The organism is Paraburkholderia tropica (genome assembly GCF_914484835.1).
Classification (GTDB): Bacteria; Pseudomonadota; Gammaproteobacteria; order Burkholderiales; family Burkholderiaceae; genus Paraburkholderia; species Paraburkholderia tropica_A.
The window spans coordinates 14,629-36,241 of the sequence record NZ_CAJZAR010000031.1 but is presented as its reverse complement, the minus strand read 5'-3'; the positions used below and the strand labels follow the sequence as shown (position 1 = coordinate 36,241).

21 protein-coding genes are annotated in these 21,613 nt (G+C 68.5%); 4 read left to right on the top strand and 17 right to left on the bottom strand.

The genetic code is table 11. The features are described 5' to 3' along the window. Positions 1 to 14 precede the first annotated feature (14 nt). The 3 genes from LDO54_RS04265 to LDO54_RS04255 are packed head-to-tail and all read right to left on the bottom strand — an operon-like array spanning position 15 to position 1,664. Positions 15 to 935 (bottom strand): anti-sigma factor family protein, encoded by a 921-nt coding sequence (locus LDO54_RS04265; protein WP_224006881.1) that lies wholly within the window; start codon positions 933 to 935, stop codon positions 15 to 17. Continuing rightward, positions 932 to 1,495, bottom strand: a complete 564-nt coding sequence (locus LDO54_RS04260) for a sigma-70 family RNA polymerase sigma factor (RefSeq protein ID WP_224006878.1) — start codon at positions 1,493 to 1,495, stop codon at positions 932 to 934. Before LDO54_RS04260 ends, LDO54_RS04265 begins: the two co-directional genes overlap by 4 nt. Before the next feature lie 10 nt (positions 1,496 to 1,505). After that, the gene (locus LDO54_RS04255; RefSeq protein ID WP_224006876.1) at positions 1,506 to 1,664 is read right to left on the bottom strand and encodes a hypothetical protein; all 159 of its coding nucleotides are present in this window, start codon (positions 1,662 to 1,664) and stop codon (positions 1,506 to 1,508) included. 605 nt (positions 1,665 to 2,269) lie between these two features. Here LDO54_RS04255 and hfq point away from each other — a divergent pair. Both hfq and LDO54_RS04245 read left to right on the top strand, forming a co-directional pair. Beyond that, positions 2,270 to 2,749: an RNA chaperone Hfq gene (hfq, locus tag LDO54_RS04250; RefSeq protein WP_224006873.1), complete on the top strand. Its 480-nt coding sequence runs from the start codon at positions 2,270 to 2,272 to the stop codon at positions 2,747 to 2,749. 233 nt (positions 2,750 to 2,982) lie between these two features. Beyond that, positions 2,983 to 3,156, top strand: coding sequence for a hypothetical protein (locus LDO54_RS04245; protein WP_224006870.1), 174 nt, complete (start codon positions 2,983 to 2,985; stop codon positions 3,154 to 3,156). 118 nt (positions 3,157 to 3,274) lie between these two features. Here LDO54_RS04245 and LDO54_RS04240 read toward each other — a convergent pair whose 3' ends face one another. The 14 genes from LDO54_RS04240 to LDO54_RS04175 all read right to left on the bottom strand — a co-directional run bounded on the left by LDO54_RS04240 (position 3,275) and on the right by LDO54_RS04175 (position 17,388). Then, positions 3,275 to 4,006: a DUF2968 domain-containing protein gene (locus LDO54_RS04240; RefSeq protein WP_224006867.1), complete on the bottom strand. Its 732-nt coding sequence runs from the start codon at positions 4,004 to 4,006 to the stop codon at positions 3,275 to 3,277. Positions 4,007 to 4,060: 54 nt separating this feature from the next. After that, entirely contained in the window at positions 4,061 to 5,452 is a 1,392-nt protein-coding gene (locus tag LDO54_RS04235; protein ID WP_224006865.1) for a sigma 54-interacting transcriptional regulator, read from the bottom strand. A gap of 9 nt (positions 5,453 to 5,461) precedes the next feature. Beyond that, positions 5,462 to 7,243, bottom strand: coding sequence for a TadG family pilus assembly protein (locus tag LDO54_RS04230; RefSeq protein ID WP_224006862.1), 1,782 nt, complete (start codon positions 7,241 to 7,243; stop codon positions 5,462 to 5,464). 1 nt (position 7,244) lies between these two features. Further along, entirely contained in the window at positions 7,245 to 7,652 is a 408-nt protein-coding gene (locus tag LDO54_RS38995; RefSeq protein ID WP_356788624.1) for a DUF3613 domain-containing protein, read from the bottom strand. Between the two features lie 41 nt (positions 7,653 to 7,693). Further along, positions 7,694 to 8,608, bottom strand: a complete 915-nt coding sequence (locus LDO54_RS04220) for a tetratricopeptide repeat protein (protein WP_224006859.1) — start codon at positions 8,606 to 8,608, stop codon at positions 7,694 to 7,696. 33 nt (positions 8,609 to 8,641) lie between these two features. Continuing rightward, complete coding sequence (locus tag LDO54_RS04215; RefSeq protein ID WP_224006856.1) at positions 8,642 to 9,820, bottom strand: type II secretion system F family protein; 1,179 nt, start codon at positions 9,818 to 9,820, stop codon at positions 8,642 to 8,644. Continuing rightward, positions 9,817 to 10,920 carry a type II secretion system F family protein gene (locus LDO54_RS04210; protein ID WP_224006853.1) on the bottom strand — a complete coding sequence of 368 codons (1,104 nt, stop codon included), beginning with the start codon at positions 10,918 to 10,920 and terminating at the stop codon, positions 9,817 to 9,819. The genes LDO54_RS04215 and LDO54_RS04210 overlap by 4 nt, the downstream gene beginning before the upstream one ends. After that, positions 10,913 to 12,253 carry a CpaF family protein gene (locus LDO54_RS04205; RefSeq protein WP_224006850.1) on the bottom strand — a complete coding sequence of 447 codons (1,341 nt, stop codon included), beginning with the start codon at positions 12,251 to 12,253 and terminating at the stop codon, positions 10,913 to 10,915. The genes LDO54_RS04210 and LDO54_RS04205 overlap by 8 nt, the downstream gene beginning before the upstream one ends. A 3-nt stretch (positions 12,254 to 12,256) precedes the next feature. Further along, the gene (locus LDO54_RS04200; RefSeq protein WP_224006847.1) at positions 12,257 to 13,495 is read right to left on the bottom strand and encodes a fimbrial protein; all 1,239 of its coding nucleotides are present in this window, start codon (positions 13,493 to 13,495) and stop codon (positions 12,257 to 12,259) included. A gap of 72 nt (positions 13,496 to 13,567) precedes the next feature. Next, on the bottom strand, positions 13,568 to 14,878 hold the full coding sequence (locus tag LDO54_RS04195; RefSeq protein ID WP_224007602.1) for a type II and III secretion system protein family protein: 1,311 nt from the start codon (positions 14,876 to 14,878) through the stop codon (positions 13,568 to 13,570). Positions 14,879 to 15,047: 169 nt separating this feature from the next. Beyond that, positions 15,048 to 16,013 carry a Flp pilus assembly protein CpaB gene (gene cpaB / locus LDO54_RS04190; RefSeq protein WP_224006844.1) on the bottom strand — a complete coding sequence of 322 codons (966 nt, stop codon included), beginning with the start codon at positions 16,011 to 16,013 and terminating at the stop codon, positions 15,048 to 15,050. Between the two features lie 40 nt (positions 16,014 to 16,053). Continuing rightward, a complete protein-coding gene (locus LDO54_RS04185) occupies positions 16,054 to 16,509 on the bottom strand; it encodes a TadE/TadG family type IV pilus assembly protein (RefSeq protein ID WP_224006841.1) in 456 nt (151 codons plus the stop codon). A 71-nt stretch (positions 16,510 to 16,580) separates the two neighbouring features. Then, entirely contained in the window at positions 16,581 to 17,081 is a 501-nt protein-coding gene (locus tag LDO54_RS04180) for an A24 family peptidase (protein ID WP_224006838.1), read from the bottom strand. 121 nt (positions 17,082 to 17,202) lie between these two features. Further along, a complete protein-coding gene (locus tag LDO54_RS04175; RefSeq protein WP_224006835.1) occupies positions 17,203 to 17,388 on the bottom strand; it encodes a Flp family type IVb pilin in 186 nt (61 codons plus the stop codon). 787 nt (positions 17,389 to 18,175) lie between these two features. Here LDO54_RS04175 and LDO54_RS04170 point away from each other — a divergent pair. Both LDO54_RS04170 and LDO54_RS04165 read left to right on the top strand, forming a co-directional pair. Beyond that, entirely contained in the window at positions 18,176 to 19,771 is a 1,596-nt protein-coding gene (locus LDO54_RS04170) for a collagen-like triple helix repeat-containing protein (RefSeq protein ID WP_224006832.1), read from the top strand. A 102-nt stretch (positions 19,772 to 19,873) separates the two neighbouring features. Continuing rightward, positions 19,874 to 21,373 carry a collagen-like triple helix repeat-containing protein gene (locus LDO54_RS04165; protein ID WP_436975498.1) on the top strand — a complete coding sequence of 500 codons (1,500 nt, stop codon included), beginning with the start codon at positions 19,874 to 19,876 and terminating at the stop codon, positions 21,371 to 21,373. The last annotated feature ends 240 nt before the right edge of the window (positions 21,374 to 21,613 follow it).

The window sequence follows — 21,613 nt, the reverse complement described above, 5'->3', positions numbered from 1 at the left end:
CGCGTCATGGCACATCACCACTGCGCCGCGGTGCCGCCGAGCGCGCCGCACACGTCGTAGGCGATCGTGCGCAAGCGCCCTTCGCTGGCTGGGCCGGAGAGCGCGTAGCCCATGCTGTCGGTGCTCCAGTAGAACGTGCGGCGGCTGCCGTCGCGCAGCAGATGGACCGCGTCGCGGTCGCGGCCCGAGACGCTCGCGTAGAGCGTCAACCGTTCGCCGAAGTCGTTCTGGTACATGATCTGCGCGGCCGGTCCCGCCGCGCCCGGCAGCAGCCGCCCGCCGACGAGCGTATAGCCGTACTCGCCGAGCGAGGGAATATGCAACGGCTTGCCGAGGCGTTTCGAGAGCCACGCGACGAGATGGGCCTCGTCGGCGGCGCCGACCTCGACCGGATGGCGCACTTCGGGCGAATAGACGGCGTAGGCGACATCGGCGCGCCGCGCGAAACCTTCCGACTCGCTCGCGAACAGCGCGCTCGCACGGCCGTCGCCGTGGCCGAGCCACGACGGCACGAACGTCGCCGCCGCCGTCGCCAGCCCCGCGCCGACGACGGCCCACGCCGCCGCGAGACCGGCACGCTGCCACCACGGATCGCGTCGCCGCAAGACGAGGTAAGGCGGCGCGGCGGCGGTGCCAGCGACATCGGCGGCATCGTCGGTGCCCGACGCGCGATTGCAGAGCGATTGCAGCGCGGCCTTCTGCGCGCGATACGCCGCGATGCGCCGCGCCGCCGCCGGATCGTCGGCGAGCCGTTCGAGCAACGCCGCTTGCGCATCGGGCGCGAGTTCGCCGTCGACGAACGCGCCCAGCGCCGCGAGGTCGTGATCCGCGAGACCGGCTTCGCCATGCGTGTCGACATGCGTTTCGTTGCGCGTCGAGCTGTGTGCGTCGGATTGTGCGCCGGCGCGCTCGCGTTCGAGATCGTCGTCGTTCATCGCATCGTCCCCACGACCCGCAGCGGCGCGGTGCGCCGCGCGGAATCACGCGCGGAATCACGCGCCGGATCGGCGTCGAGCAGCGCGCGCAGTTGCTCGCGCGCTCGCGACAGGCGCGACATCACCGTGCCCGCCGGCACGCCGAGCACGGCCGCGGCCTCTTGATAGCTCAGTTCCTCGACGCAGACGAGCAGCAGCACTTCGCGCTGCGCCGCCGGCAGCGCGTAGAGCGCGCGTTGCAGATCGCGCAGCACGAGGCCGTCCACTTCGCCGTGCGGCGCTTCGAGCGTGCGCCACGGCGCGCTTTCGTCGTCGACGGCGATCTCGCGGCGGCCGCGCAACTGGTCGATATAGATATGCCGCAGGATCGTCAGCAGCCACGCACGCAAATTGCTGTCGGGCCGGAACGACGCGGCCTTCGAAAGCGCGCGCTCGGCGGCGTCCTGGACGAGATCGTCGGCCCAGGCGGCGTCGCCGGTGAGCGCGCGCGCATAGCGGCGCATGGCCCCGAGCTGGGCCACGACCTGTGCTTCGAATTCCGCCGACGGGCGGCGCAGCACGGCGCGCCGCTCAGTAGCCGCCCGACGATCCGCCGCTGCCCGAGCTACTCGACGCGCCGCCGGCGTTCATGTCGCTGCACGCGGCGAGTCCCGCGCCCGAGACCGCGGCTATCGTCACGCAGACGAAACAGACAAGGAACTGGCGAAAGTGCTTCAGGGTCGGCTTCATGATCGTCTCCTGCTGAAACAGCCAATGAGGCTGCAATACGCGGTAAACGTCGCGGCGCGGCGGCTTATTCCCGCCACGTGCGTCGCCGCACGGTTCTCGGGCGAGGCGCGCCTGAAAATGAACCGGCACCAGAATCGAAGGCGATGCTTGCGCGGCGCAGGGTTGCGTTTTTTTGCCGCTTTTTTGTCCCTTTTCCGGCTCTTTTTTCGCCGCTTTTCGCTGTGATTTTTGTTGTGATTTTTTACAGGAATTTTGGTGCGGCTGGCCTTACGACTGCCTTTACGGCTATCGTTGCGGAGAAATCGGCCAAATCGGTCGGGCGGCCTCGCTCGCGATGCACTACGCTGTTGAACGTATGAACCATGAACGCGTCGTACTGTCACAGTCCGGGCAAGCCGCTCGTGTATCGTGCACGGCTTGCTCGCGCAGACAGCCTGACCCCGCTATCGGCAGCACCGGCAAACGGCGGCTCCGGCCGCGACCCGGTATAGTTCTGCAGTAAAGTAGGTAACCGCACGCGCGCTTCGCCGACACAGGGTAGAATCCCCGGCAAGCAAACGTTTCCAATGAATTGCGGCACTGAGCCGCCTGGCTAAAATTCGTCCATGCCTTCCGCAGAATCGCACCCGCAAAACGACTTCATGAACGCCGCGCGCAAAGAGCGCAAGCGCGTCGAAATCTATCTGGTCAACGGCATCCGCCTGACCGGATGCATCGAGTCGTTCGATCAGTACCTGGTGATGCTGCGCACGCCCGTTGGCCTGCAAGGCATCTACAAACGCGCCATCTCCACCATCCAGCTCGACACCGGCACGCGTCCGGGTCCGCGCACGCCGCGCCCCTCGCACGGCGAGCACACGAGCCGCGGTCCGCACGGTAGTCACGGCGGCCATGGCCCGCGTGAATCCCGCGAGCCGCGCGAACCCCGTGAACCGCGCGAGCCCCGCGAATCGTGGTCGGCGCCCTCGGCACCGTCGGATCGCCCGGCCAGCGGCGGTTCGGACGGCCCGGTCGTCGTCACGCGTCGTCGTCGCCTCTATGGCGCGGTGAACAACGGCGGCAACGGCGGCGAAGGCAACAGCTAAGCCGCCGCCAGGCCACACAGACGTACCCGCAAAAACGCGCGCATTTCCTGCGCGCGTTTTGCTTTTTGAGCGACGCATCGGCATCGGGGCACGAGGTTGGCAATCAGGTTGCAAGCGCGCTGGCACGCGAATTGGCACCGGAATCGGCGTGAAAACGGCAAAAACTCGCCTGCGCTCAGGGTTTTGCCCTTTGCGTTATTCTGACAGCGACTCTCCTCGCCCCGGAGTACGCCATGTCCGCCACCAAGCCGCCTTCCCCACCCGCCCAGCCCGATCCGCTCGACGAAGCGCTCGAGGAAACCTTCCCCGCCAGCGACCCGATTTCCATCGACCCGCCGCGCGAGAAGCCCGAGCCCGCCGACAAGGCCAAAAAGCACGACAGCCCGCGCCATCACGGCAAGCACTGACACTGACACTGACGCGCCAACGACAAAAAGGCGGTGCGCCCGAGGCGCCCGCCTTTGATCCCTTCGCGGATTCACGTTTGCCGAAGCGCCCGCTGAGCAAGCGCTCTGGGCGTGTGCATCAATGCACCGGCAAACCGCCTTCCACCTGACGCTGCAGTTCGCGAACCTGACGCTGCATCTGACGCAGTTGATCCTGCGCCTGCGACTTCTCGGCCTGCAACACATTGGCCTGGTCGCGCGTCTGCTTCTGCTGGTCCGCGACGATTGCCTGCTGCTGGCGCGCGACCGTGAGGTCGGCCTGCAGACGGTTCGCGTGGTCCTGCGCCAGCGCGATCATGCGCGCCGTGAAGGCCTTCTGCGCTTCGAGACGCGTGCGGCGCAGTTCGACGTCCGACAGCTGGATCGTCTTCGCCGCGAAATCGCGATAGATCGCTTCCGCGCGCTGCTCGTCGCTCGTCTTGATCACGCGCCAGAACGTCTTGTTCTGGAACAGCGCCACGTAGTACGTCATTTCCTTGCCGTAGAACAGCAAGCTGGCGCCATACGTGCCGTTGTAGGTCGTGCGCAATTCGTTCAGCTCGGAGCCGCGAATCATCCGCTGCAGTTCCGCCACATTACCGGCTGCGTTCTGCTGGGCCTCATCCGGCGTCAGCGCGACAGGCTGGCTGGCCGGCAACGGCTGGGCGGCCGCAGCGGGCTGCGCCTGCACGGCCATGGCCGAATCGTCCTGCGACGCAGCGACCGGCGCTGCCGCGGTCTGCGGCATCGTCTGGGCGCAACCGGTTTCGAAACCCCCGATCAACATCAGAGTGGCAAATGCAACCTGCCGAACTCTCCACTTGTAGTCCATGAAGTACCTGTTTTGAACAGTTCTATTTTTAGGTTTTACAAATCGGCACAATTATTACTCACTTTCACCGGTTGCGGGCTCCTCGTCGAAAATTTGGTACTTACGAATCTTTTCCCACAACACTTTGCGGCTGATGCCGAGGTACTGCGCCGTGTCCTTGCGGCGCCAGCCGTTGGCGTCGAGCGCGACCAGCAACCGGCCGCGTTCGGCCATGTCCCACTTGCTGCGATCGACGACCGGTGCGGCCGGCTCCACAGTAGCCGTCGGCTGCGCGCCGCCTGAGCCCGCCAGCAGACGGCGCAGCCGCGAGGCGTCCCATGCGCCCATCTGACGCACCGTCACGCCGACCCGCTCGGCCAGGTTGCGCAGCTCGCGCACGTTGCCCGCGAAGCGCATCGCGGCCACCGAATCGGCCAGCCAGTACGGCAGTTCGGGCAGCGTTTCGAGCCGCTCCTCGCCCACCACCGTCGAGACGAAGGCCTTGAACAGCGCGATCTTGTCGACGGCGCCGCGATCTTCGAGCGACGGCACGATCAATTCGATTACTGCAAGCCGATAGTAAAGATCCGCGCGAAACGTGCCGTCCTTGACGAGTTGCGGCAACTGCCGGTTGGTCGCGGCGACGAGCCGGAAATCCACCTTCAGCGGCGTGGCCGAGCCGATGCGCGTGACCGAGCCGTCTTCGAGCACGCGCAGCAGCTTGACCTGCTGATAGAGCGGCAAGTCGCCGATTTCGTCGAGGAACAGCGTGCCGCCGTCGGCCTGCTCGAAGTAGCCCTTGTGCGCGACCGCCGCGCCCGTGAACGAACCCTTCGCGTGGCCGAAGAACAGCGACTCGAACAGGCCGTCGGGAATCGCGCCGCAGTTCACGGCGACGAACGGCCCCGCGCCGTAGCGGCCGTGCTTGCGGTGCAGCAGCTCGGCGATGCGCTCCTTGCCCACGCCGGTTTCGCCATGCACGAGCACGGTGGTGTCGCAATCGGCGAAGGTGTCGACTTCCTTGAGCAGCGCGCGCATGGTCTCCGATTCGGCGACGAGCACGTCGGCGCCCGCCGTCTGCGCGGAGTGCGCGCGCATCTGGATCATCAGCTTCGAGATCAGGCCGCGCAGCTCGGCGCAGGTGAAGTCGAGCGGCAGCACGTGCGAATACTCATTCGGATACATGGCCGGATCGTTGTCGCGCGGCGCGGCGCCGACCCAGATCACCGGCAGGCCGTGCGTGGCCTGCCAGTCGCGCAGCATCAGCGCGCCGGTATCGATCACGCTCACGCTGACCACGGCGATCGACGGACGCGCGGCGATGCGCTGCGCCGAGATCGCTGTGTCGTCCGCGCGGATCACTTCGACGTCGAGACTCGCCATGCAGCGCGCGACGCGCTCGACGATATCGGCTTTGCCTTCCCAGACATACAGATCGAGTTCCTCGATCGGGGTGGTGGTTCTCATCGTGGTTTCTTATTGGACGAGTGTGGCGACGCCGCAGGTGAGCGGATAGCCGGTGACGTTGGCCACGCCGACCTGCACGCCGAGAAGCTGGAGCAAGGGCCCGATGAGCGCCGTGTCGAGCGCGTTCAGCAGCGGATTGAGCAGCGCGGCGAGCAGGCTGGTGACCAGCCCGACGACCACGCCGAGACCGAGGTTCAAGCCCACGAGGCTCACGGACAGATTGTTCGGGTTCATCAACTGCGTCGACAGACTGCTCAGCGCATTGCCCACCGAGCCGCCCAACTGGTTCGTGTTGGGCGTCGTGCTCGACAACGGCTTGCCGGTGCCGTCGAAGGTCAGATCCCAGACTTGCGGCGAGTTGAGCCCGACCGACAGCCCCGCTTTCACGGTGATCAGACTGGCGACGTCGATCAGCGCGGCGGGCTGCCCGCTGCACGAGCCGGACTGAAGCTGCGCGGCGGTCGTGGGCGCATTGCCCACGCACAGATTCGCGATGCCCGTTTGCGTTTCCACGACGAAGCGGCTCGCCGCCTTCGTGGTCGAGCATTGCGCGGACGCGAGCCCGGCGGTGGCCGGCGCGACCTCCACGTAGAGCGGCAGATTCACCGTGATCCCGCTGACGAGGCCCGCGATGGACTGGTTGCCGAAGCCGAGATTGAGCGCCACCGTCACCTGCGCGTTGTGCGCCTGGGTGCGCCACGGCGGCGGCGGATTGCCCGGATTGGGACCGGCCTGACCGACGGCGATCGACGGCGGCGACAGCACGTTGACCTTCAGCGACGCCGTCGCCGGCAGCACCGAGCTGACCACGGGCAGGCTGTTCAGATTCAGTTGCACCTCGACCGGCGGCTTGCCCTGCTGCGCGATCTCGGCGGCCACGATCAGCATTTGCAGCGCGTTGACCGAGACGTTGGCGGCCGACTGCGCGTCCGCGAGCCCGAGCGACAGCAGCGCAGTGCCGCCGGAATTGCTGGCGATCGCGATCTTCGTGGCGGACGTGGCGGCGGCGCTCGCGAACGCGGTGAGGCCACCGACGGCCGCGCTCACATCGGCGGTCAGCGCACCGTCCTGCTGCACGGCGGTCGCGAGCACGTTCGCGAGACTCGCGACGCTCGCCTGGGCGTCGAGCAGGCCCTTGACCGTGCCGACGTTGGCGGCCGCCGCGATATCGGCGAGCTTGACGTTCGCGTTGGCGATGCCGTTCCACGACGCGACGCTCAGGTTGACGGCCGCGCCGCCGAGCAGCGAACCGAGCAGCCCGTTGAGCAGATTGACCTGCGCGAGCGTCGTCGCCAGCGCGAACGAGCCGACGATGGTCGACTGCGCCGTCGCGGTCGCGGTGATCTGGCGCGACACCATGCCGAGGAAGAAGATCGGCACGGTCTGCGTGACCGTCACCGCGACGCCGTTGTACGGCGTCCTGCCGTTCGGCGTGAAGCTCATGGATGCCGAGCCGTTGGCCTGCTGACCGGTCTGGTCCCAGCGCCCGCAGACGACCGACAGCGTGCTCGACGAGCCTTGCGCCGTGAAGCCGTTGCTGCTCGCGTTCGCGGTCGCAACGGCTTTCGGCTGGCTGCACGTGTCGTCCATCTGCTGCGCGGCGGCGAGCGCCGCGAAATCGGCGACGTTCTGCAACGCGCGCTTCTGGAAATAGACGTTGGCGATGTCGATCACGCCGAGCGCGGCGACCGCGAAAATCACCGCGAAAGCCGCGATGATCGCGATCGAGCCGCGTTGCCGCCGCGCGCCCGCGCGAGGGCGCGCCTGCCGCTCACCGATACGCCGTTTCATCTCAGTACGCGCCGCCCGACGCGCCGCCGCCCTGCCCAACCTCGCCGCCGCCCGATTTCACCGACGAGCCGAAGGTCGCCGGAATCTCCGTATCGAACGACTTGAGGTAGCGCTTGTAGGCGTAACCGGCCTCCGCGCCGAGCATCGGCTGCGCGGGCGCGGCGGCGCTGTTGCTGCGCTGGAGCTCGAGCCACGACTCGGTAGCGTGGCCGATTTCGCTGTTCATCGGCGCGACGGCACCCGCTTCCTGCGCGGCCTGGATTTCCTCCTGCGCATGCGCGCGATGCGGCACGGCAAGCGACGTCAGCGCGAGCGCAACGGCCAGGCGCCAGCCGAAGCGTTTGAGCATCTCGGCCAGCGTCGGCGCGCGCCGGCGCGTCAAGGCCACGGTGTAGGCGTTCGTTCTCATTGTTGTCTCCCCGGATGGATATCGCGCCGCATGAATGCCCACTATTGCGCGAGGCGCTGCACGAGCCGCGACTGCGCATCGTTGCCGGGCCAGCTTCCGCCCGCGCTGGCCACACTGCCCGCGCTGCCCGCGCTGCCCTGGTTGCTGACCAGCGTGCGCGGTTGCGGCACGGCTGCGGTCTGCGCGAGCCTGTGCGCCGTCACGGCCAGCGATTCGCGCTGCTCGGCGAGGTCGCGCGCGCGGCTCGCGTCCTTCACTTTCTGCGCATCGCGCGCGACGGCCGCGCGCGCCTCGGCGGGCAGACCTTGCGTGTTCATCAGCGCCTGCGCGTCGCTATCGGCGCCGCTCGCGCTCAGCAGCAACGCCACGTTCGCGGCGATCTTCGGATTGTGCGCATCGAGTTCGAATGCCTTGAGCAGCGGCACGCGCGCACCGTTCACGTCGCCCTCGCGCAGCAGTGCGTAGCCGAGATCGGAGAGCGTCGCCGGATCGGTCGGCGCGAGCATCGACGCTTCGTCGAGTTCCTGGGCCGCGCGCCGGAAGTCGCCCGACGCGCCCGCGAGCAAGCCGAGCCCGCGATGGCCGCGCGCCGCGAACGGCGTATCGAGCAACTGCGTATAGGCCGAGGCGCTCGCCGTCGCCTGGCCGGTCGCGCGCAAGGCGTCGGCGCGCAGCACGATCGAATTCGGGCTCGCGCCGTACTGTCGCTCGTAGGCGTCGATATGCGCGAGCGACGCGTAATACAGGCCTTCGGACTGCATCCGCGAAATCAGCCCGAGATACATGCCGGGCGTGTCGGGCGAGCTTTCCTGCGCGGTCGCGGCGCGCATCTGCATCTCGGCCTGCGCCTGCGGCCCCACGCCATAGCCTTGCGGCGACGAGCACGCCGCCAGCAGCGCGAGCGCCGACGCGCTCACCGCCACATTCGCCGCGCGTATCACGATCGAAGTCTTCATGTTCGTTCTGCCTGGTTTTTCATGGCGCACCCGCTAGCGATGGATCGACGACAGCGAGTGCATCACGGCGATCATGCCCGGCCCCGCCGCCACGATCAGCAGCGCGGGCAACAGCGTCACGACCATCACGCCGGTCATGCGCACCGTGAGCTTGCCGATGCGCTCGCGCAGCCTCGCGCGGCGCACTTCGCGCAGCCGGTCGCCGAATTGCCTGAGCGGTTCCTGCACCGCGCCGCCGTGCTTGTCGACCTGCACGAGCAGGCGGATCACGGAGCGCAGATCCTCGTTGTCGTACGTCGTCGCCATGCGTTGCAGCGACTGTTCGCGCGTGCGTCCGGTGACGAACTGGCGCTGGGCGATTTCCATTTCGCTCGCGAGCACCGGCAGCACCGGACGGAATTCGTTGACGAGCACCTGCAGACTCTGGTCGAGCGAGAGCCCGACGCCCTGCAGCAGACGCAGCAGATCGACGAACATCGGCAACTCGTCGGCGACGGCTTCGAGACGCGCGGACGCGCGGCGGCGCAGGTGAAATTTCGGCACCAGGAAGCCCGCGAGCAGGCCGCCGACGGCGAATATCGCGGCGTTGCGGCCGCTCATCGCCGCATAGCCTCCCGCAACTGCGGCGAGCACGAACGCGCAAGCGAAGCGCGCGGCGATGAACAGCCCGCGTGCGCGCGCATCGGCGTAGCCGCATTGATCGAGCAGGCGGCGGTCTTCGTCGGCGACCATCAGCTTGCCGAGCGGCGTGTCGAGCCAGCGCGCGCCCGCGTTCGCCAGCGCATCGACGACGCCGGGCAGTCCTTTGCGACGCGGCGCGCGCGCGTTGCCGCCTGCCGCACCTGGCGCGTTCGCCGAGCCTGCCGCGCTCGCTCCACTCGCGCCGCTCATCGATGCGCCGCCTGGTACGCCGCCTGGTGCCCGCGCCGCCGATACCGAACCCGCGCCTCGCATCGCGCCGACCCCGCCCATCGCGCCCATCGTGCCCGCCGCGTTCGTCGAATTGATCGAATTCATCGCATTGAGCGAGGCCGCGCCGCGCGCCTCGGACGCCGTCGCGGCCGTCTGCGCGCTCATGTTCGCAATGGCCTGCGCGAGCGTGCGCGCGCTGCGCCGCGACGCCAGCCAACGCTGACACACGAGCGCGGCAAGCAGCGCGCAGCCGAGCGCGCCAAGCAGCAGCGCGAGCGTGCCGAGTGTCTGCGCGTTCATAGGCCGCCCTTCAGCCGCGTGAGCCGGTATAGCAGCCAGCCGCCGACCACCTGCAAGCCGAGCGCGACGTAGACCAGCGTGCGCCCCGAACCGTCGTTCCAGAGCGAGCCGAAATAGCGCGGATTCGTCAGCACGAGAAAGCCCGCGATGCCGACCGGCAAAAGGCCCAGCACCCACGCAGAGAGCCGCGTTTCCGCCGACATCGCGATCAGCTCGCGCTGCGCCTGTTCGAGATCGCGCATGAAATTGGACATGCGTTCGAGCATCACGTCGGCGCGGCCGCCGTAACGCACCGAGAGCCGCAGCACCGAGCCCACGAATTCGAGTTCGCGCGCCCGATAAACCTGCGCGACCTGGTAAAGCGCGCGGTCGATCTCGACGCCCGAGCGCAGCATCCGCGAGACGTGATCGAGACATTCGCGCAGCGGCGCTTCGGTCGTGACCAGCGCGGCCTGAAACGCCGCGGGCACGCTATTGCCGAGCACGATGAGACGCACGATGCCATCGAGAAACGACGGCAACTGGCCGACGAGCCTGCGGCGGCGCCGTTCGATGCGCACCGACAGCACGAAGGCCGCGCCCGCCGCGACGACCATCAGCGCGCCGAGCATCGCGGGCACGCCGGCCGTCACGTAAGCCCACAGCGCCAGCGCGAACGCCGCACAACCGGCCAGCAAGGCGGGCTTGCGCGCGTCGGCGATACCGGCGCGGCTCATGACATGCTCGAACGCGAGCCCGATGCGCGTTTGCCAGCGGCGCAGCGGCGAGGCCGCATTCGCGGCGTTCGCCGGATTCCCTGCGCCGGCCGCATTGCCTGCGTTCGCGCCATTCGCCGCGCCCGTCGCCGACGTCACGCGTATCGGCGCCACACCCGCCGCGCGCGCCGCGCCTGTTGCACCGGCTACGCCTGCCGCACCTGCCACGCCCGCGCCGCCCGGCATCGCCGCGCCGCTCGCATAACCCGCCGCCGCGACGCGGCTGTCGACGAAACGCGTCACGCGCTCGCGCGCCGTGCGTTGCTGCGCGCGCTGCCAGAGCATCAGCCCGGCGGCGGCGAACAGCAGCGCAAGCGCCGCAGCGAGCGCCACGACGCTAGACATTGAAGCCCCCGCCCTGCCCGCCGCCGAAACCGAAATTCGCCGACGCCGACACCGCCTGGCGGAAGCGCGCGAGCTTCGGCGAATGCGGATGAATGCCGAGCGAATCCCAGCGGTCGATTTCCTCGCCGTCGGGCGTCGTCACCGGTTCGTAGCGATAGAGTTCCTGCGTCGCGATGATGTTGTCCGCGAGACCCGTTACTTCGGTAACCGAAAGAATTCGACGGCGCCCGTTCGAGAGCCGCCCGATCTGCACGATGAAGTCGACCGCGTTGGCGATCTGGCGGCGCAAGCTGTTTTCCGTGCCCTGAAACCCCGCGAAACCGGCCAGCATTTCGAGTCGATACAGACATTCGCGCGGGCTCGACGCGTGCACCGTCGCCATCGAGCCGTCGTGGCCCGTGTTCATCGCCTGAAGCATTTCGAGCACTTCGCCGCCGCGCACTTCGCCGACGATGATGCGGTCCGGCCGCATGCGCAGCGTGTTGCGCAACAGGTCGCGGATCGTCACCACGCCCGCGCCGTCGAAGCCGCCCGGACGGCTTTCGAGCCGCACCACGTGCGGGTGATTGAGCGAGAGTTCGGCGGTGTCCTCGATCGTCACCACGCGCTCGACATCGGGAATGTAGAACGCCAGCGCGTTGAGCAGCGAGGTCTTGCCCGAGCTCGTGCCGCCCGACACGAGAATATTGCAGCGCGCCTGCACCGCCGCCTCGAACAGCGCGCCGATCTCGGTGCCGAAGGTGCCGTTGCCGAGCAGATCGTCGGGACGCAGCGGGTCCTTGCGAAACTTGCGGATCGAGACGATCGGGCCCGCGAGCGAAAGCGGTTCGATCACCACGTTGATGCGGCCGCCGTCGGGCAGGCGCGCATCGACCATCGGATTCGATTCGTCGAGACGCCGCCCGATCGGCGCGAGAATGCGCCGCACGATACGCAGCAGATGCGCGTTATCGGAGAAGCGCACCGGAATCCTCGCGAGGATGCCGTGCCGCGACACGTACACGTCGCTGTAGCCGTTGATCAGGATGTCTTCGACGGCCGGATCGCCGAGCAGGTCCTCGATCGGCCCGAAGCCCGCCAGCTCCTTCGTGAGCGCCTCGGCAATCGCGCGCACCTCGCTCTCGTTGATCGGGATATGGCGCAGCCGCACGAAGCTGTCCATCTCGAGATCGACGAACTGGTTGATCGCGTGGCGCGACCAGCGGCCGAACTCCGCGCCCAGCTCCTCGATGCGCGTGAGCAGGTGTTCGTGCGCCGCGTTCTTGATGTCCTGGAACTGCTGGCTGTGCGCGAACAGCGGCGCGTCGTCGGCAAATTCGATGTTATCCGCCATGATCTACGAACGCTTCGGTGATTGAGGGAAGAAGTTGCGCAGCGGCCGGCGCAGCGCGTCGAGTTTTTTCGGCGCGCGCGATTCGATGCCGTCCATCTGCGCGGCGAGCCCTTCGAGCGCGCGCACATACGGATCGCGCGGCGCGCTGTCGACCAGCAACTGGCCGCGATTGGCGGCCTGGCACAGCGCCACGCGGCGCGCGGGCAGCACGGCGGCGAGCTCGACACCCAGGCGCTCGGCGATCTGCGCGCCGCCCAGGTCGATCTCGGCCTCGTACTGATTGATGACGAGACGCAGCGTGGCGGTCTCCATGCCGCCCTCGCGCAACGCGTCGATCTGGCGCGCGGCCGCGACGATCGACGCCACGCTCTGGTCGCACACGAGCCAGACCGCGTCCGCCGACTGCGCGACCTGGGCGATGAACTCCGCGTTCGTGAAGCCGCCGAGATCGACGAGCTGCTGGTCGAAGAACGCGCGCAGACGCGCGAGCAGTGCCACCGCCGACTGATACGAGACCTCGCGCAGCGCGGCGAGATCGGCGGGCAATGTCGTCAGCGCGAGACCGCTTTCGTGGCGCGCGAGCGCGGTATGCACGAAGGTCTGATCGAAGCGGCGCAGATTGCGCACGGCATCGACGAAACTGAAACCGTTGCCCGCGTTGAGCATCATCGCGCCGTCGCCCGCGGGCAAGCCGAGATCGAGCAGCGCGGCATGGCGGTTGAGCGCCGCGCCCTTGCGCGCGAGCAGCGCGCCGAGATTCGCGGCCAGCGTGGTCACGCCCATGCCCGCTCGCGCGCCGAGCATCACCGTGAGGCGGCCATGACGGCTCGGCGCTTCGACGCGGTTTTCGAGCACCTGGCGCACGATGTTCAGCGCGTCCTCGGTGCTGCCCGCCACGTCGACGAAATCGCGCACGCCCGCGCGCAAGGCCGCGAGCGCGCTTTCGGGTTCGGCGAGCGTGCCCACGGCGATCACCGGCAGGCCGGGAAACGACACGTGCGCGGCGGCCACCACGGCGCTCGCCCAGGCTGCGCGGCCCTGCGAAAAATCGACCATCAGCAGCGACGGCATCTGCTGGCCGACACGCTGTCCGACGGCGGCCGGATCGAGCGCGACCGCATCGACCTTGCCGCCCGTGCCGAGCGCGCGCGCGAGCCAGCGCGCGTGCGCCTCGTCCGACGATGCGAACACGAACGAGTCCACGACCGTGCGTTCAGTCGTCAAGTACGTTCTCGCGTTCATGTGCCCTCTCCTTGTGCTGCTCGCGCAGCGCAATCCGCGCGCGGCGCGGCGTAGCCCTGCCGGCGGCGGTCTTCATGGCGAAAAACCCGGTGCGGGATCGCGCGAGGCCGCGCCGCCGAGCAGCGCGCCCCAGACGTGGCCGTTGCGTTGCTCGGACAGTTCGCCGGGCGCGGTGGGCAGCTTCGCGTCCTTCGCGAGCGGCGACACCAGATGCGGCGTCACGACGATCACCAGTTCCCGTTCGTTCTGCTGATAGTTCAACTGCTTGAAGAAGGTGCCGATCACGGGCAGATCGCCGAGCAGCGGCACCTTGTTCACGTTCGAAGCGGTCTCGCGGTCGATCAGGCCGCCGATCACGAAGCTCTCGCCATCGCCGAGTTCGACGGTGGTTTCCGCGCGCCGCGTCGTGATCGCGGGCACCGACACGCCGCTGATGGTCACCGCGTTGGCGAAGTCGAGCTGGCTCGCCTCGGGCGCGACCTTGAGCGCGATGCGCTGCGGCGAGAGCACCGTGGGCGTGAGCGAAAGACCGATGCCATAGGGCTTGTATTCGATCGAGCTGGTGCCGAGCGCCTGCGGCACCGGCACCGGGATCTCGCCGCCCGCGAGGAAACTCGCGCTTTGTCCCGAGAGCGCGACGAGCGTCGGTTCCGCGAGCACGCGCGCGAGATTGTTCGACTCCATCAGGCTCAGGTTGGCGAACAGGCCGTGCGTGGCCGAGGCGAACACGAGATTGAACGCCGACGAGATCGGCGACAAGGCCTGGATATCGGTGCCGCCGTTCGAGTTCGACGCGGACGTGAGCGACGTCGGCGCGAACGATCCGAACGAAAAACCGTTGTTCTGGCGGAAGAAGTTGAAGCCGATCTGCTTGAGCACCGAGCGGCTGAATTCGATCACGCGCACGTCGACCTGCACGACCGAGCGCGTCGCGATGCTCGATGTGTCGAGCACGTCGGCGTCCTTCGCGCCTTTGCCGAGCGAGCCCTGCGCCGCCGCGACGGCGCGCTGATGCTGCTCCATCGTCGCCGCGCTGCCGCTAATGATCGCGGTGCCGCCGAGCACCTTCACGTCCGGCGTGCCGTCGCCGAGCAACGCGCGCGCGGCGCGCGTCGTCACGTTCACGGTGAAGCTGCGCTGCACGCCGCCTTCCCACAGCATCACACTGGTCGTGCCCGCGCCCTTGCCGACCAGCAGCAGGCCGCCGCGCCGGTCGCCGCGCACCACCAGCACGTCGGCCACCGACGGATCGCCCACGGCGACGCGCGTGAGCGAGCCCGTAACGGGCAGCGTGCGCTGCTCGCCCACGGTGATGTCGACGCTGCCGGGCAGCGCGTCGGCGGAACTGGCGCGCAGTGGCGGCGCCGCGCGCGCGGGCAACATCGCGAGCGCGAAACCGCCCGCGCAAACGGATGCGGCCAGCGCCACGGCAAGGGTCCTCTTCATCGTCATCGTGTTGTCGTTGCTATTGAATACGCTTGAATACGCTTGAATGCGCTTGAAAAAGCTCGAATACGCACGCTTGCGCGGCGCGCTACCCGCACTCCCCCCTCTACCAGGCGACCGTTTCGGCCCGCCCGCCCCGTATCACTTCCAGCCCGCCGCCTGACGCGCGCGCGCTGCCGCCGGCACCCGCGCGATGCGCGACCGGCGCGGCCTGACGCGACGCCTGCGCGCCCGCAAGCTGATCGAGCGCGACGCCTGCGGCCGCGCGCGTCGAATTGTCCGGCGTGCCGTGCGCGACCACCCGCAGAACGCCCGGCTGCGGACCGAATGCGTTCGGATCGAGCGCGTCGTTGTCCGTGGGATTGCGCAGCGCGAGAATCAACTGGCCCTGGCTTTGCGCGAGCGCGAGTTCGTTCACCTCGGTCAGCGGCACGGCGAGCACCGCCGTGCGCGGCGTGGCGTTCTGCGTGCCGAAGCCGTTCGTGCGTTGCGTACCGCCCGCGCCGCCATTCGCCGAATCGGCAGGATTCCCAAATACCAGCACGCGCGCCTTCGAGATCAGCAGGCGCGCCTGGGTGCGATCGATTTCGGCGCTACCCGTGCCGCCCGACGCGCCGTCGCGGCGCAGCGTGAAGAACACATCGACGTAATTGCCCGCGTGCAGCTGATTGCCCACGGCGTTGTTCTCGTCGACGCGCAGCGCGACCGCGCGCTCGCCCGCCGCCAGCGACGACGCCAGGCTCGACGACAGTTGCGTCTCGAGCACCGGCGTATCGGCGGCGATGTCGGCGAGCGGCACGCGGCCCGCGATCACCTGCACGTCGCTCGCCGACCCCGCGGGCTGCGTGCGCAGCGGCTGCACGCGCAGCGCGTCGGCAGGAATCAGCTGGCCTGCGGGCAGCGTGCGCGCAGCCACGACGACGGGCGTCAGCGGTTGCGTCACCGAGGCGGCCGGTTGCGTCGGCGCGACCGGTGCAGGCGGCGCACGGCGCGCCAGCATGAACGCGAACAGGCCGAGCAGGAGCGCGGCGGCGATCAGCAAGCCTGCAGCGATTTTGGTCAGATTGGCCATGAGCGGCTGCCTTGAATGCGATGGGTCGGTTGCGGATGGCTCATTGCAGATTCACCGGATCGATCTGCACCGTCGCACGGCCCGCGAGCGTGGTCGGCTGCAACGCGCTGAACATCGGCAGCGCAGGCACGAGCGGGCTCTTGCTCCACGGGTAGCTGAGCGTGACCTGAATGCAGTCCATCGCCGTGTTGTTCGTGCAGCCGCTGGGCTGGGCGCTCACGACGGTCGTGCAGGTCGGCGCGGTGGCGAGCCACGTCACGCCTTGCAGCGCGCGCGTGCAGGCGGCCTGCGCGCGGCCGTTGAGCGCCGAAGCGGTGTCCTGCGCATTGACGAAGACGAGTGCGGCGCGCGCGCCGTCCGCCGACGCTGCGGTCAGGCTGTGCTGCACGAGAAAGATCAGGCTGTACGTGACGATCGCGTAGAGCACGAGAAAGAACAGCGGAAACGCGATGGCGAATTCGACGGCGGCGGCGCCGCGCTGGCGTTTCGATCGCATCCATCCCTTCGAACGCGCCGTACGCTTCGCGCCGGGCGCCATCGACGCTGCATGATTCGCTGCGCACGCACTCATTGCATCGCTCCCGGCATCCACTGCAACGCAAGCCACGCGAGCGCAGGCAAGGTCAGACACGTCGCGTAGGGCGTGCCGCGCCGCGCGCCGACGCTCACGATCTGCACGCGCCGCGACGCCGACGCATGCGAGCGCGCGCGCATCGCGATGACCGCAAGCGCATGCACGAGCGCGGCGAGGCTCGCGGCCACCCACACCCAGAGCAAGGGCTGCAGCCCGCACCATGCGCCGAGCGCGGCGAACACCTTGACGTCGGCGCCGCCCATCATGCCGAGCACGAAGAACGGCATGAGCGCGGCGAGCCCGATGGCCGCCGCGATCGACGCGCGCCCAATGCCGAGATGCGCCGGTCCCGCGTGCCAGCACGCGGCTACCAGCGCGGCAACGAGGCCGGCAATCACGAGCGCATTCGGCACGCGGCGCGAACGCAGATCGCAAATCGCGACCGCGAGCGCCCACGCAGCGAATACGCAGCTGGGAATGATGGATGCATTCATCGCGAATCGGCGTGCACAGACGTCACGCGGGCTGGCAAGCCAGCGCGTGACAATCCATTGCTACGTTTAACTGAATAACCGGGCGCGGCGACACGAGGCCGCCACGCGACGACGCGCTATTTCAGGTCTTGGCTGGCACCGCAGTGCTCAGCTGATTCGTGATGTAGGTGAATACGCTGCTGAGCTGCGTACCCAGATTCGTCGCGCTCGCGGCAATCACGACGGCAATGAGCCCGGCGATGAGCCCATATTCCAGCGCCGTCACCCCCTCCTCCGACTGCGCAAAAAACTTTACCAGCTTGTTCATTTCGGCCCTCTCTCTTTTCTCGCGCTCTCACGCGGCATTGCATCGGCTGTCTCTGCAATTTCTTTTAAATGACGACGCCGATGCATCTGGTCCACGGACTGCCATGTCAGTCCGCCAACATCGCGGCCGAATCGTAAGCATCCCAATCAAATCTGGTATGCCACGTTCAACTCTGCTTGTATGTGATTTTTATTCAGTGCGCTTTTTATAGCGTAACCGTGAGCGTTACGCAATCTCCCGTTACGCCACTGTTTCTACGTAACATCATTATCGGCACGCGGCGTTTTTTTATTCACTCAGGGCAAACCATAACGTCCGCGAGCCGATCGGTAAGCGCTTCCACACACCGCGTTACGCACGCTAACTACTCAGGACTAGAAACACTTTTCGATGCGTAAATAACGATTCATGCGCGGTGAATCAAGCGATATTTCAAGCTGCCGTTGATCCTGTTTCGAATGCTTCATCGAATTGAAAATATGCAAAACGATTAGCACTTCGTCACGTTACCCCGGGCATTCGTAACATCGCCCGCGCGCCGTTACGTGACGTAACGCGCGGGGAACAGTAACGCGCGCATTCCCACACATCGATTCCTGCGAAGAAAGCTTCGCGCAAAGTCCCATGCCGTCTTGATCAGACGATACGCACGTCTGCGCCGCGAAGGCCGTTTTCGCGTGCGCGCTCGCATTGGCACAGCTGTTGCAGTGTATGTCGCGCAGCACGACAAAACACAGACAGAGCAGCGCATACACCGCGCACACCATACGAGAGACGAGGGCACACCATGAAGAACCATTCCATCGCGAACGCGGCACGCCTGACTGCCGTCGCTGCCACCATCGCCACGCTGCTTTCCCTGACCGCCTGCGGCGGTTCGGGCTCGCTCAGCAGCGGCACGGGCAGCGGCAACGACGGTTCGCTGCAGACCAGCGGCGGCACGAGCGGCGGCTCGGGCAGCGGCGATAGCGGCAGTGGCAGCGGCGGCAGCGGTTCCGGCACCACCACCACGTCGAGCGACAGCACGTCGGGGAACGGCACGGGAACGGGAAGCGGCGGCACCTCGACCGCTGGCGGCGGGAACGGCAGCGGCGGCGACAACACCAGCAGCGGCGGCACCGGCACGGGTAGCGGCGGCACGGCCGTCGCGGCCAATGCGGTCGGCCAGGTCGCGAAGGTGTCGGGCACCGTGGTCGGCGATCTGGGTTCGACGGTGTCGGGCGTCGGCAGCACGATCGCCTCGCAATCGCTGCCGGTCGTGAGCTCAGCCACCACGCAGGCGGCGGGCGGCGTGGTCGAGAATCTCGGCGCGGCGGTCTCGACGCTCGGCAGCGGCGTGTCGAACGGTCTCGGCCAGCTCGGTTCGAGCACCAACACCAATCCGGTCGGGACGACGGTCGCGAGCACGGGCGGCGTCGTCGCCGACGCGGGCAAGGCGGTCACCAGCGCCGGCCAGCTCGTGACGAGCCTCGGCAGCGGCCCGCTCGCGCCGCTCGCCGCCGTCACCACGCCGCTCGGCGGCGCGGTCGGCACCCTCGGCACCGCGGTCACCGGCGCGGGCAACACGCTCACGACCGCACTCTCGACCGGTCCGGTCCAGCAAGTCACGCAGCAGCTCAGCTCGGCCATTACGCCGATCACGTCGGTGCTCGCCTCGACGACGCAGACCGTCGGCAATACGACCGGCATCGGCGCGCCGGTCGCGGGCCTGCTGCAAACGCTCGGCGGCGGCCTCGAAAAAGGCGGCGCGCTGGTGGCGTCGACGGGCGCGGGCAATCCGCTCACCTCGGGCGTGGGCAACCTCGTCGCCGATACCGGCAAGACGGTCGCCACCGCCGGCAATCTCGTGACGGGCAGCACGTCGGGCAGCGGCAGCAATCCGCTCGCGCCGGTCACGGGCCTGCTCAGCGGCCTCACGGGTGGCACGACCGGCGGCACGGGTTCGGGCGGCAGCGCGGGCATCGGCATCGGCGCGGGTCTCGGCATCACCAGCGGTTCCAGCGGCGCCAATCCGCTCGCGCCGGTCACGGCGGCGCTCACCACGGTTACCTCGACGCTGACCTCGGCGACCGGCGGCAGCAGCAGCCCGCTCGCGCCGGTCACGGGCCTCGTCGCGGGTGTCGTCAATACGGTCGCCGGCACGCTGAACACCGCCGCCACCACGACGGGCAGCGTCGCGGCGGGCGCGGCGCTCGGCGCGGGCGTCAAGACGTCGAGCAGCGCCGGTAGCACAGCTGGCAGCGCGGCTAACAGTGCGGCTAACAGCACTCCGGGCCTCTCGCTGGCCTCGCTCACGGGCGGCACCACGAGCGGCAGCGGCACGACCGGGCCGCTCGGCGGCGTCACGTCGCTGGTCGGCGGTCTGCTCGGCGCGAAGAAATAAGCGTCCAGCCCAGCGCCTGAATCAGCCCATGCAGAGCGGCCGCTCCGCTCTGCAGCCTCGATAGCCAGTTACAGCGCCCTGATGAAACAAGGAGACAGCGCTATGTCCAGCACGTCCAGTCTTTCCATCGCGATTTCGCACGAGCGGGCCGTCACGTTGATGCGCGGCCTGCGCCTGACCGCCCTCGCCGCCGCGAGCGTGGTCGCCCTGAGCCTCGCCGCCTGTGGCGGCAGCAGCTACACGCCGCCGTCGGCGTCGAGCGGCACGGGCGGCGCAACCGGTACGACGGGCACCTCCGGCACGGCCGGCACCGGCGGCTCGGGTGGCTCCGGCGGCGACACCAACACCAACACGGGCGGCGGCACCACCACCGGCTCGACCGGCACGAGCGGCGTGGTCAGCACGGTCGCCAAGACGGCCAGCGATCTCGGCGATGCGATCGGCTCGACCACCCTGCCCGGCGGCACCAGCTCGCAGGTCACGCAAGGCCTCGGCAGCACGGTGTCGAGCACCGGCACCGTCGCGAGCGCGCTCGCCGACGCCGTTTCGAACGGCCTCGGCCAGACCGGCTCGACGGCCAATCCGGTCGGCACCACGGTCGCGGGTCTCGGCAACGTCGTGAGCGCGACGAGCGGCGTCGTCCAGGGCGTCGCCACCACGGTCGACGGTCTCGGCAGCGGGCCGCTTGCGCCGCTCGCGCCCGTCACGACGCCGGTCGCCACGGTGCTCGACACGACCGCGAACGCCGTCAACGCGGGCGGCAAGATGCTCGGCAACGCGCTCGCCTCCGCGCCGGTCCAGCAGGTCACGCAGCCGCTCAGCACCGCCATCACGCCGCTCGTGATCGAGGCCGGCGTCCTCACGCAGCAGGTGGGCACGACGACGGGTCTGGGCGTGCCGGTTTCGGGGCTGCTCGCCAAGGTCGGCGGCGCGCTCGATACGGCCGGCAGCACGATCTCGTCGACCACGGGCGGCACGTCGACGACCGCCGCGCTCAGCGCGCTCGGCCCGCTCGCGCCGGTGGGCGCCGACGTCGGCACGCTGGTCTCGGCGCTCGGCAACACAGTCACCAATGCGGGCGGCCTCGTGAATCCGAACGGACCGAATGGCGCCGCGCCGATTCCGGGTCTGATCACGAGTCTCGTCGGCGGCAGCACGGCGCTCGTCGGCAGCGGCGCGCCGACCGGCGCGGCCGCGCAAGGCCCGCTCGGTCCGCTCAATGCGGCGATCGCGAGCCTCGGGCTGGGCGGCTCGCCGCTGTCGTCGGTCACGGGTCTCACGGGCACGGCCGGCGGCACGAGCGCGGTGACCGGCGCGCTCGGCAACGTGCCGGTGGTCGGCGGCCTGCTTTCCGGCGTGGTCTCGACGGCGACCGGCGCGGCCGGCTCGGCGACATCGGGCAGCGGCACCGGAACCAGCGCGGGCACCGGCGCGGGCAGCATCGGCGGCACGACCACCCTGCTCCAGCCGGTGACGGTGATCGTCGGCACGGTGACGGGCGCGCTGGGCGCCACGACCGGCAGCACGAGTTCGACAAGCAGTTCCGGCAGCACGAGTACATCAGGGGGACTACTGAGCGGCTTGCTGCATAAGCTGCCGTAGCACGCGCAACGATCATCGGGCAACATGAGCAACGCGTGACGCGGCGTCTGGAGAGGGAAGCCGCGCGCGTAATGCGAAGCAGATCGGCAAGGTAGTACGGAGTCCGCAGGAATAAAAACACAGGCAATCAGGGAGCCACAGACCGCCGAAAAGGCGGCACAAAAAGGCGGCGCGCACCGGTCGCTTCAAAGAAACCGGGCGCGCCGACCGACAAGTCCGAGGGCAGTCCGATGAAAGGCG

Bases quoted from the DNA above. Each gene is read 5' to 3' on its own strand.
- LDO54_RS04265 (WP_224006881.1), bottom strand. From the start codon at position 935: ATGAACGACGACGATCTCGAACGCGAGCGCGCCGGCGCACAATCCGAC.
- LDO54_RS04235 (WP_224006865.1), bottom strand. From the start codon at position 5,452: ATGAGAACCACCACCCCGATCGAGGAACTCGATCTGTATGTCTGGGAA.
- LDO54_RS04180 (WP_224006838.1), bottom strand. From the start codon at position 17,081: ATGAATGCATCCATCATTCCCAGCTGCGTATTCGCTGCGTGGGCGCTC.
- LDO54_RS04210 (WP_224006853.1), bottom strand. From the start codon at position 10,920: ATGTCTAGCGTCGTGGCGCTCGCTGCGGCGCTTGCGCTGCTGTTCGCC.
- LDO54_RS04185 (WP_224006841.1), bottom strand. From the start codon at position 16,509: ATGCGATCGAAACGCCAGCGCGGCGCCGCCGCCGTCGAATTCGCCATC.
- LDO54_RS04165 (WP_436975498.1), top strand. From the start codon at position 19,874: ATGTCCAGCACGTCCAGTCTTTCCATCGCGATTTCGCACGAGCGGGCC.
- LDO54_RS04170 (WP_224006832.1), top strand. From the start codon at position 18,176: ATGAAGAACCATTCCATCGCGAACGCGGCACGCCTGACTGCCGTCGCT.
- cpaB (WP_224006844.1), bottom strand. From the start codon at position 16,013: ATGGCCAATCTGACCAAAATCGCTGCAGGCTTGCTGATCGCCGCCGCG.
- LDO54_RS04245 (WP_224006870.1), top strand. From the start codon at position 2,983: ATGTCCGCCACCAAGCCGCCTTCCCCACCCGCCCAGCCCGATCCGCTC.
- LDO54_RS04230 (WP_224006862.1), bottom strand. From the start codon at position 7,243: ATGAAACGGCGTATCGGTGAGCGGCAGGCGCGCCCTCGCGCGGGCGCG.
- LDO54_RS04175 (WP_224006835.1), bottom strand. From the start codon at position 17,388: ATGAACAAGCTGGTAAAGTTTTTTGCGCAGTCGGAGGAGGGGGTGACG.
- LDO54_RS04200 (WP_224006847.1), bottom strand. From the start codon at position 13,495: ATGAACGCGAGAACGTACTTGACGACTGAACGCACGGTCGTGGACTCG.
- LDO54_RS04195 (WP_224007602.1), bottom strand. From the start codon at position 14,878: ATGTTGCCCGCGCGCGCGGCGCCGCCACTGCGCGCCAGTTCCGCCGAC.
- LDO54_RS38995 (WP_356788624.1), bottom strand. From the start codon at position 7,652: ATGAGAACGAACGCCTACACCGTGGCCTTGACGCGCCGGCGCGCGCCG.
- LDO54_RS04205 (WP_224006850.1), bottom strand. From the start codon at position 12,253: ATGGCGGATAACATCGAATTTGCCGACGACGCGCCGCTGTTCGCGCAC.
- hfq (WP_224006873.1), top strand. From the start codon at position 2,270: ATGCCTTCCGCAGAATCGCACCCGCAAAACGACTTCATGAACGCCGCG.
- LDO54_RS04215 (WP_224006856.1), bottom strand. From the start codon at position 9,820: ATGAACGCGCAGACACTCGGCACGCTCGCGCTGCTGCTTGGCGCGCTC.
- LDO54_RS04255 (WP_224006876.1), bottom strand. From the start codon at position 1,664: ATGAAGCCGACCCTGAAGCACTTTCGCCAGTTCCTTGTCTGTTTCGTC.
- LDO54_RS04220 (WP_224006859.1), bottom strand. From the start codon at position 8,608: ATGAAGACTTCGATCGTGATACGCGCGGCGAATGTGGCGGTGAGCGCG.
- LDO54_RS04240 (WP_224006867.1), bottom strand. From the start codon at position 4,006: ATGGACTACAAGTGGAGAGTTCGGCAGGTTGCATTTGCCACTCTGATG.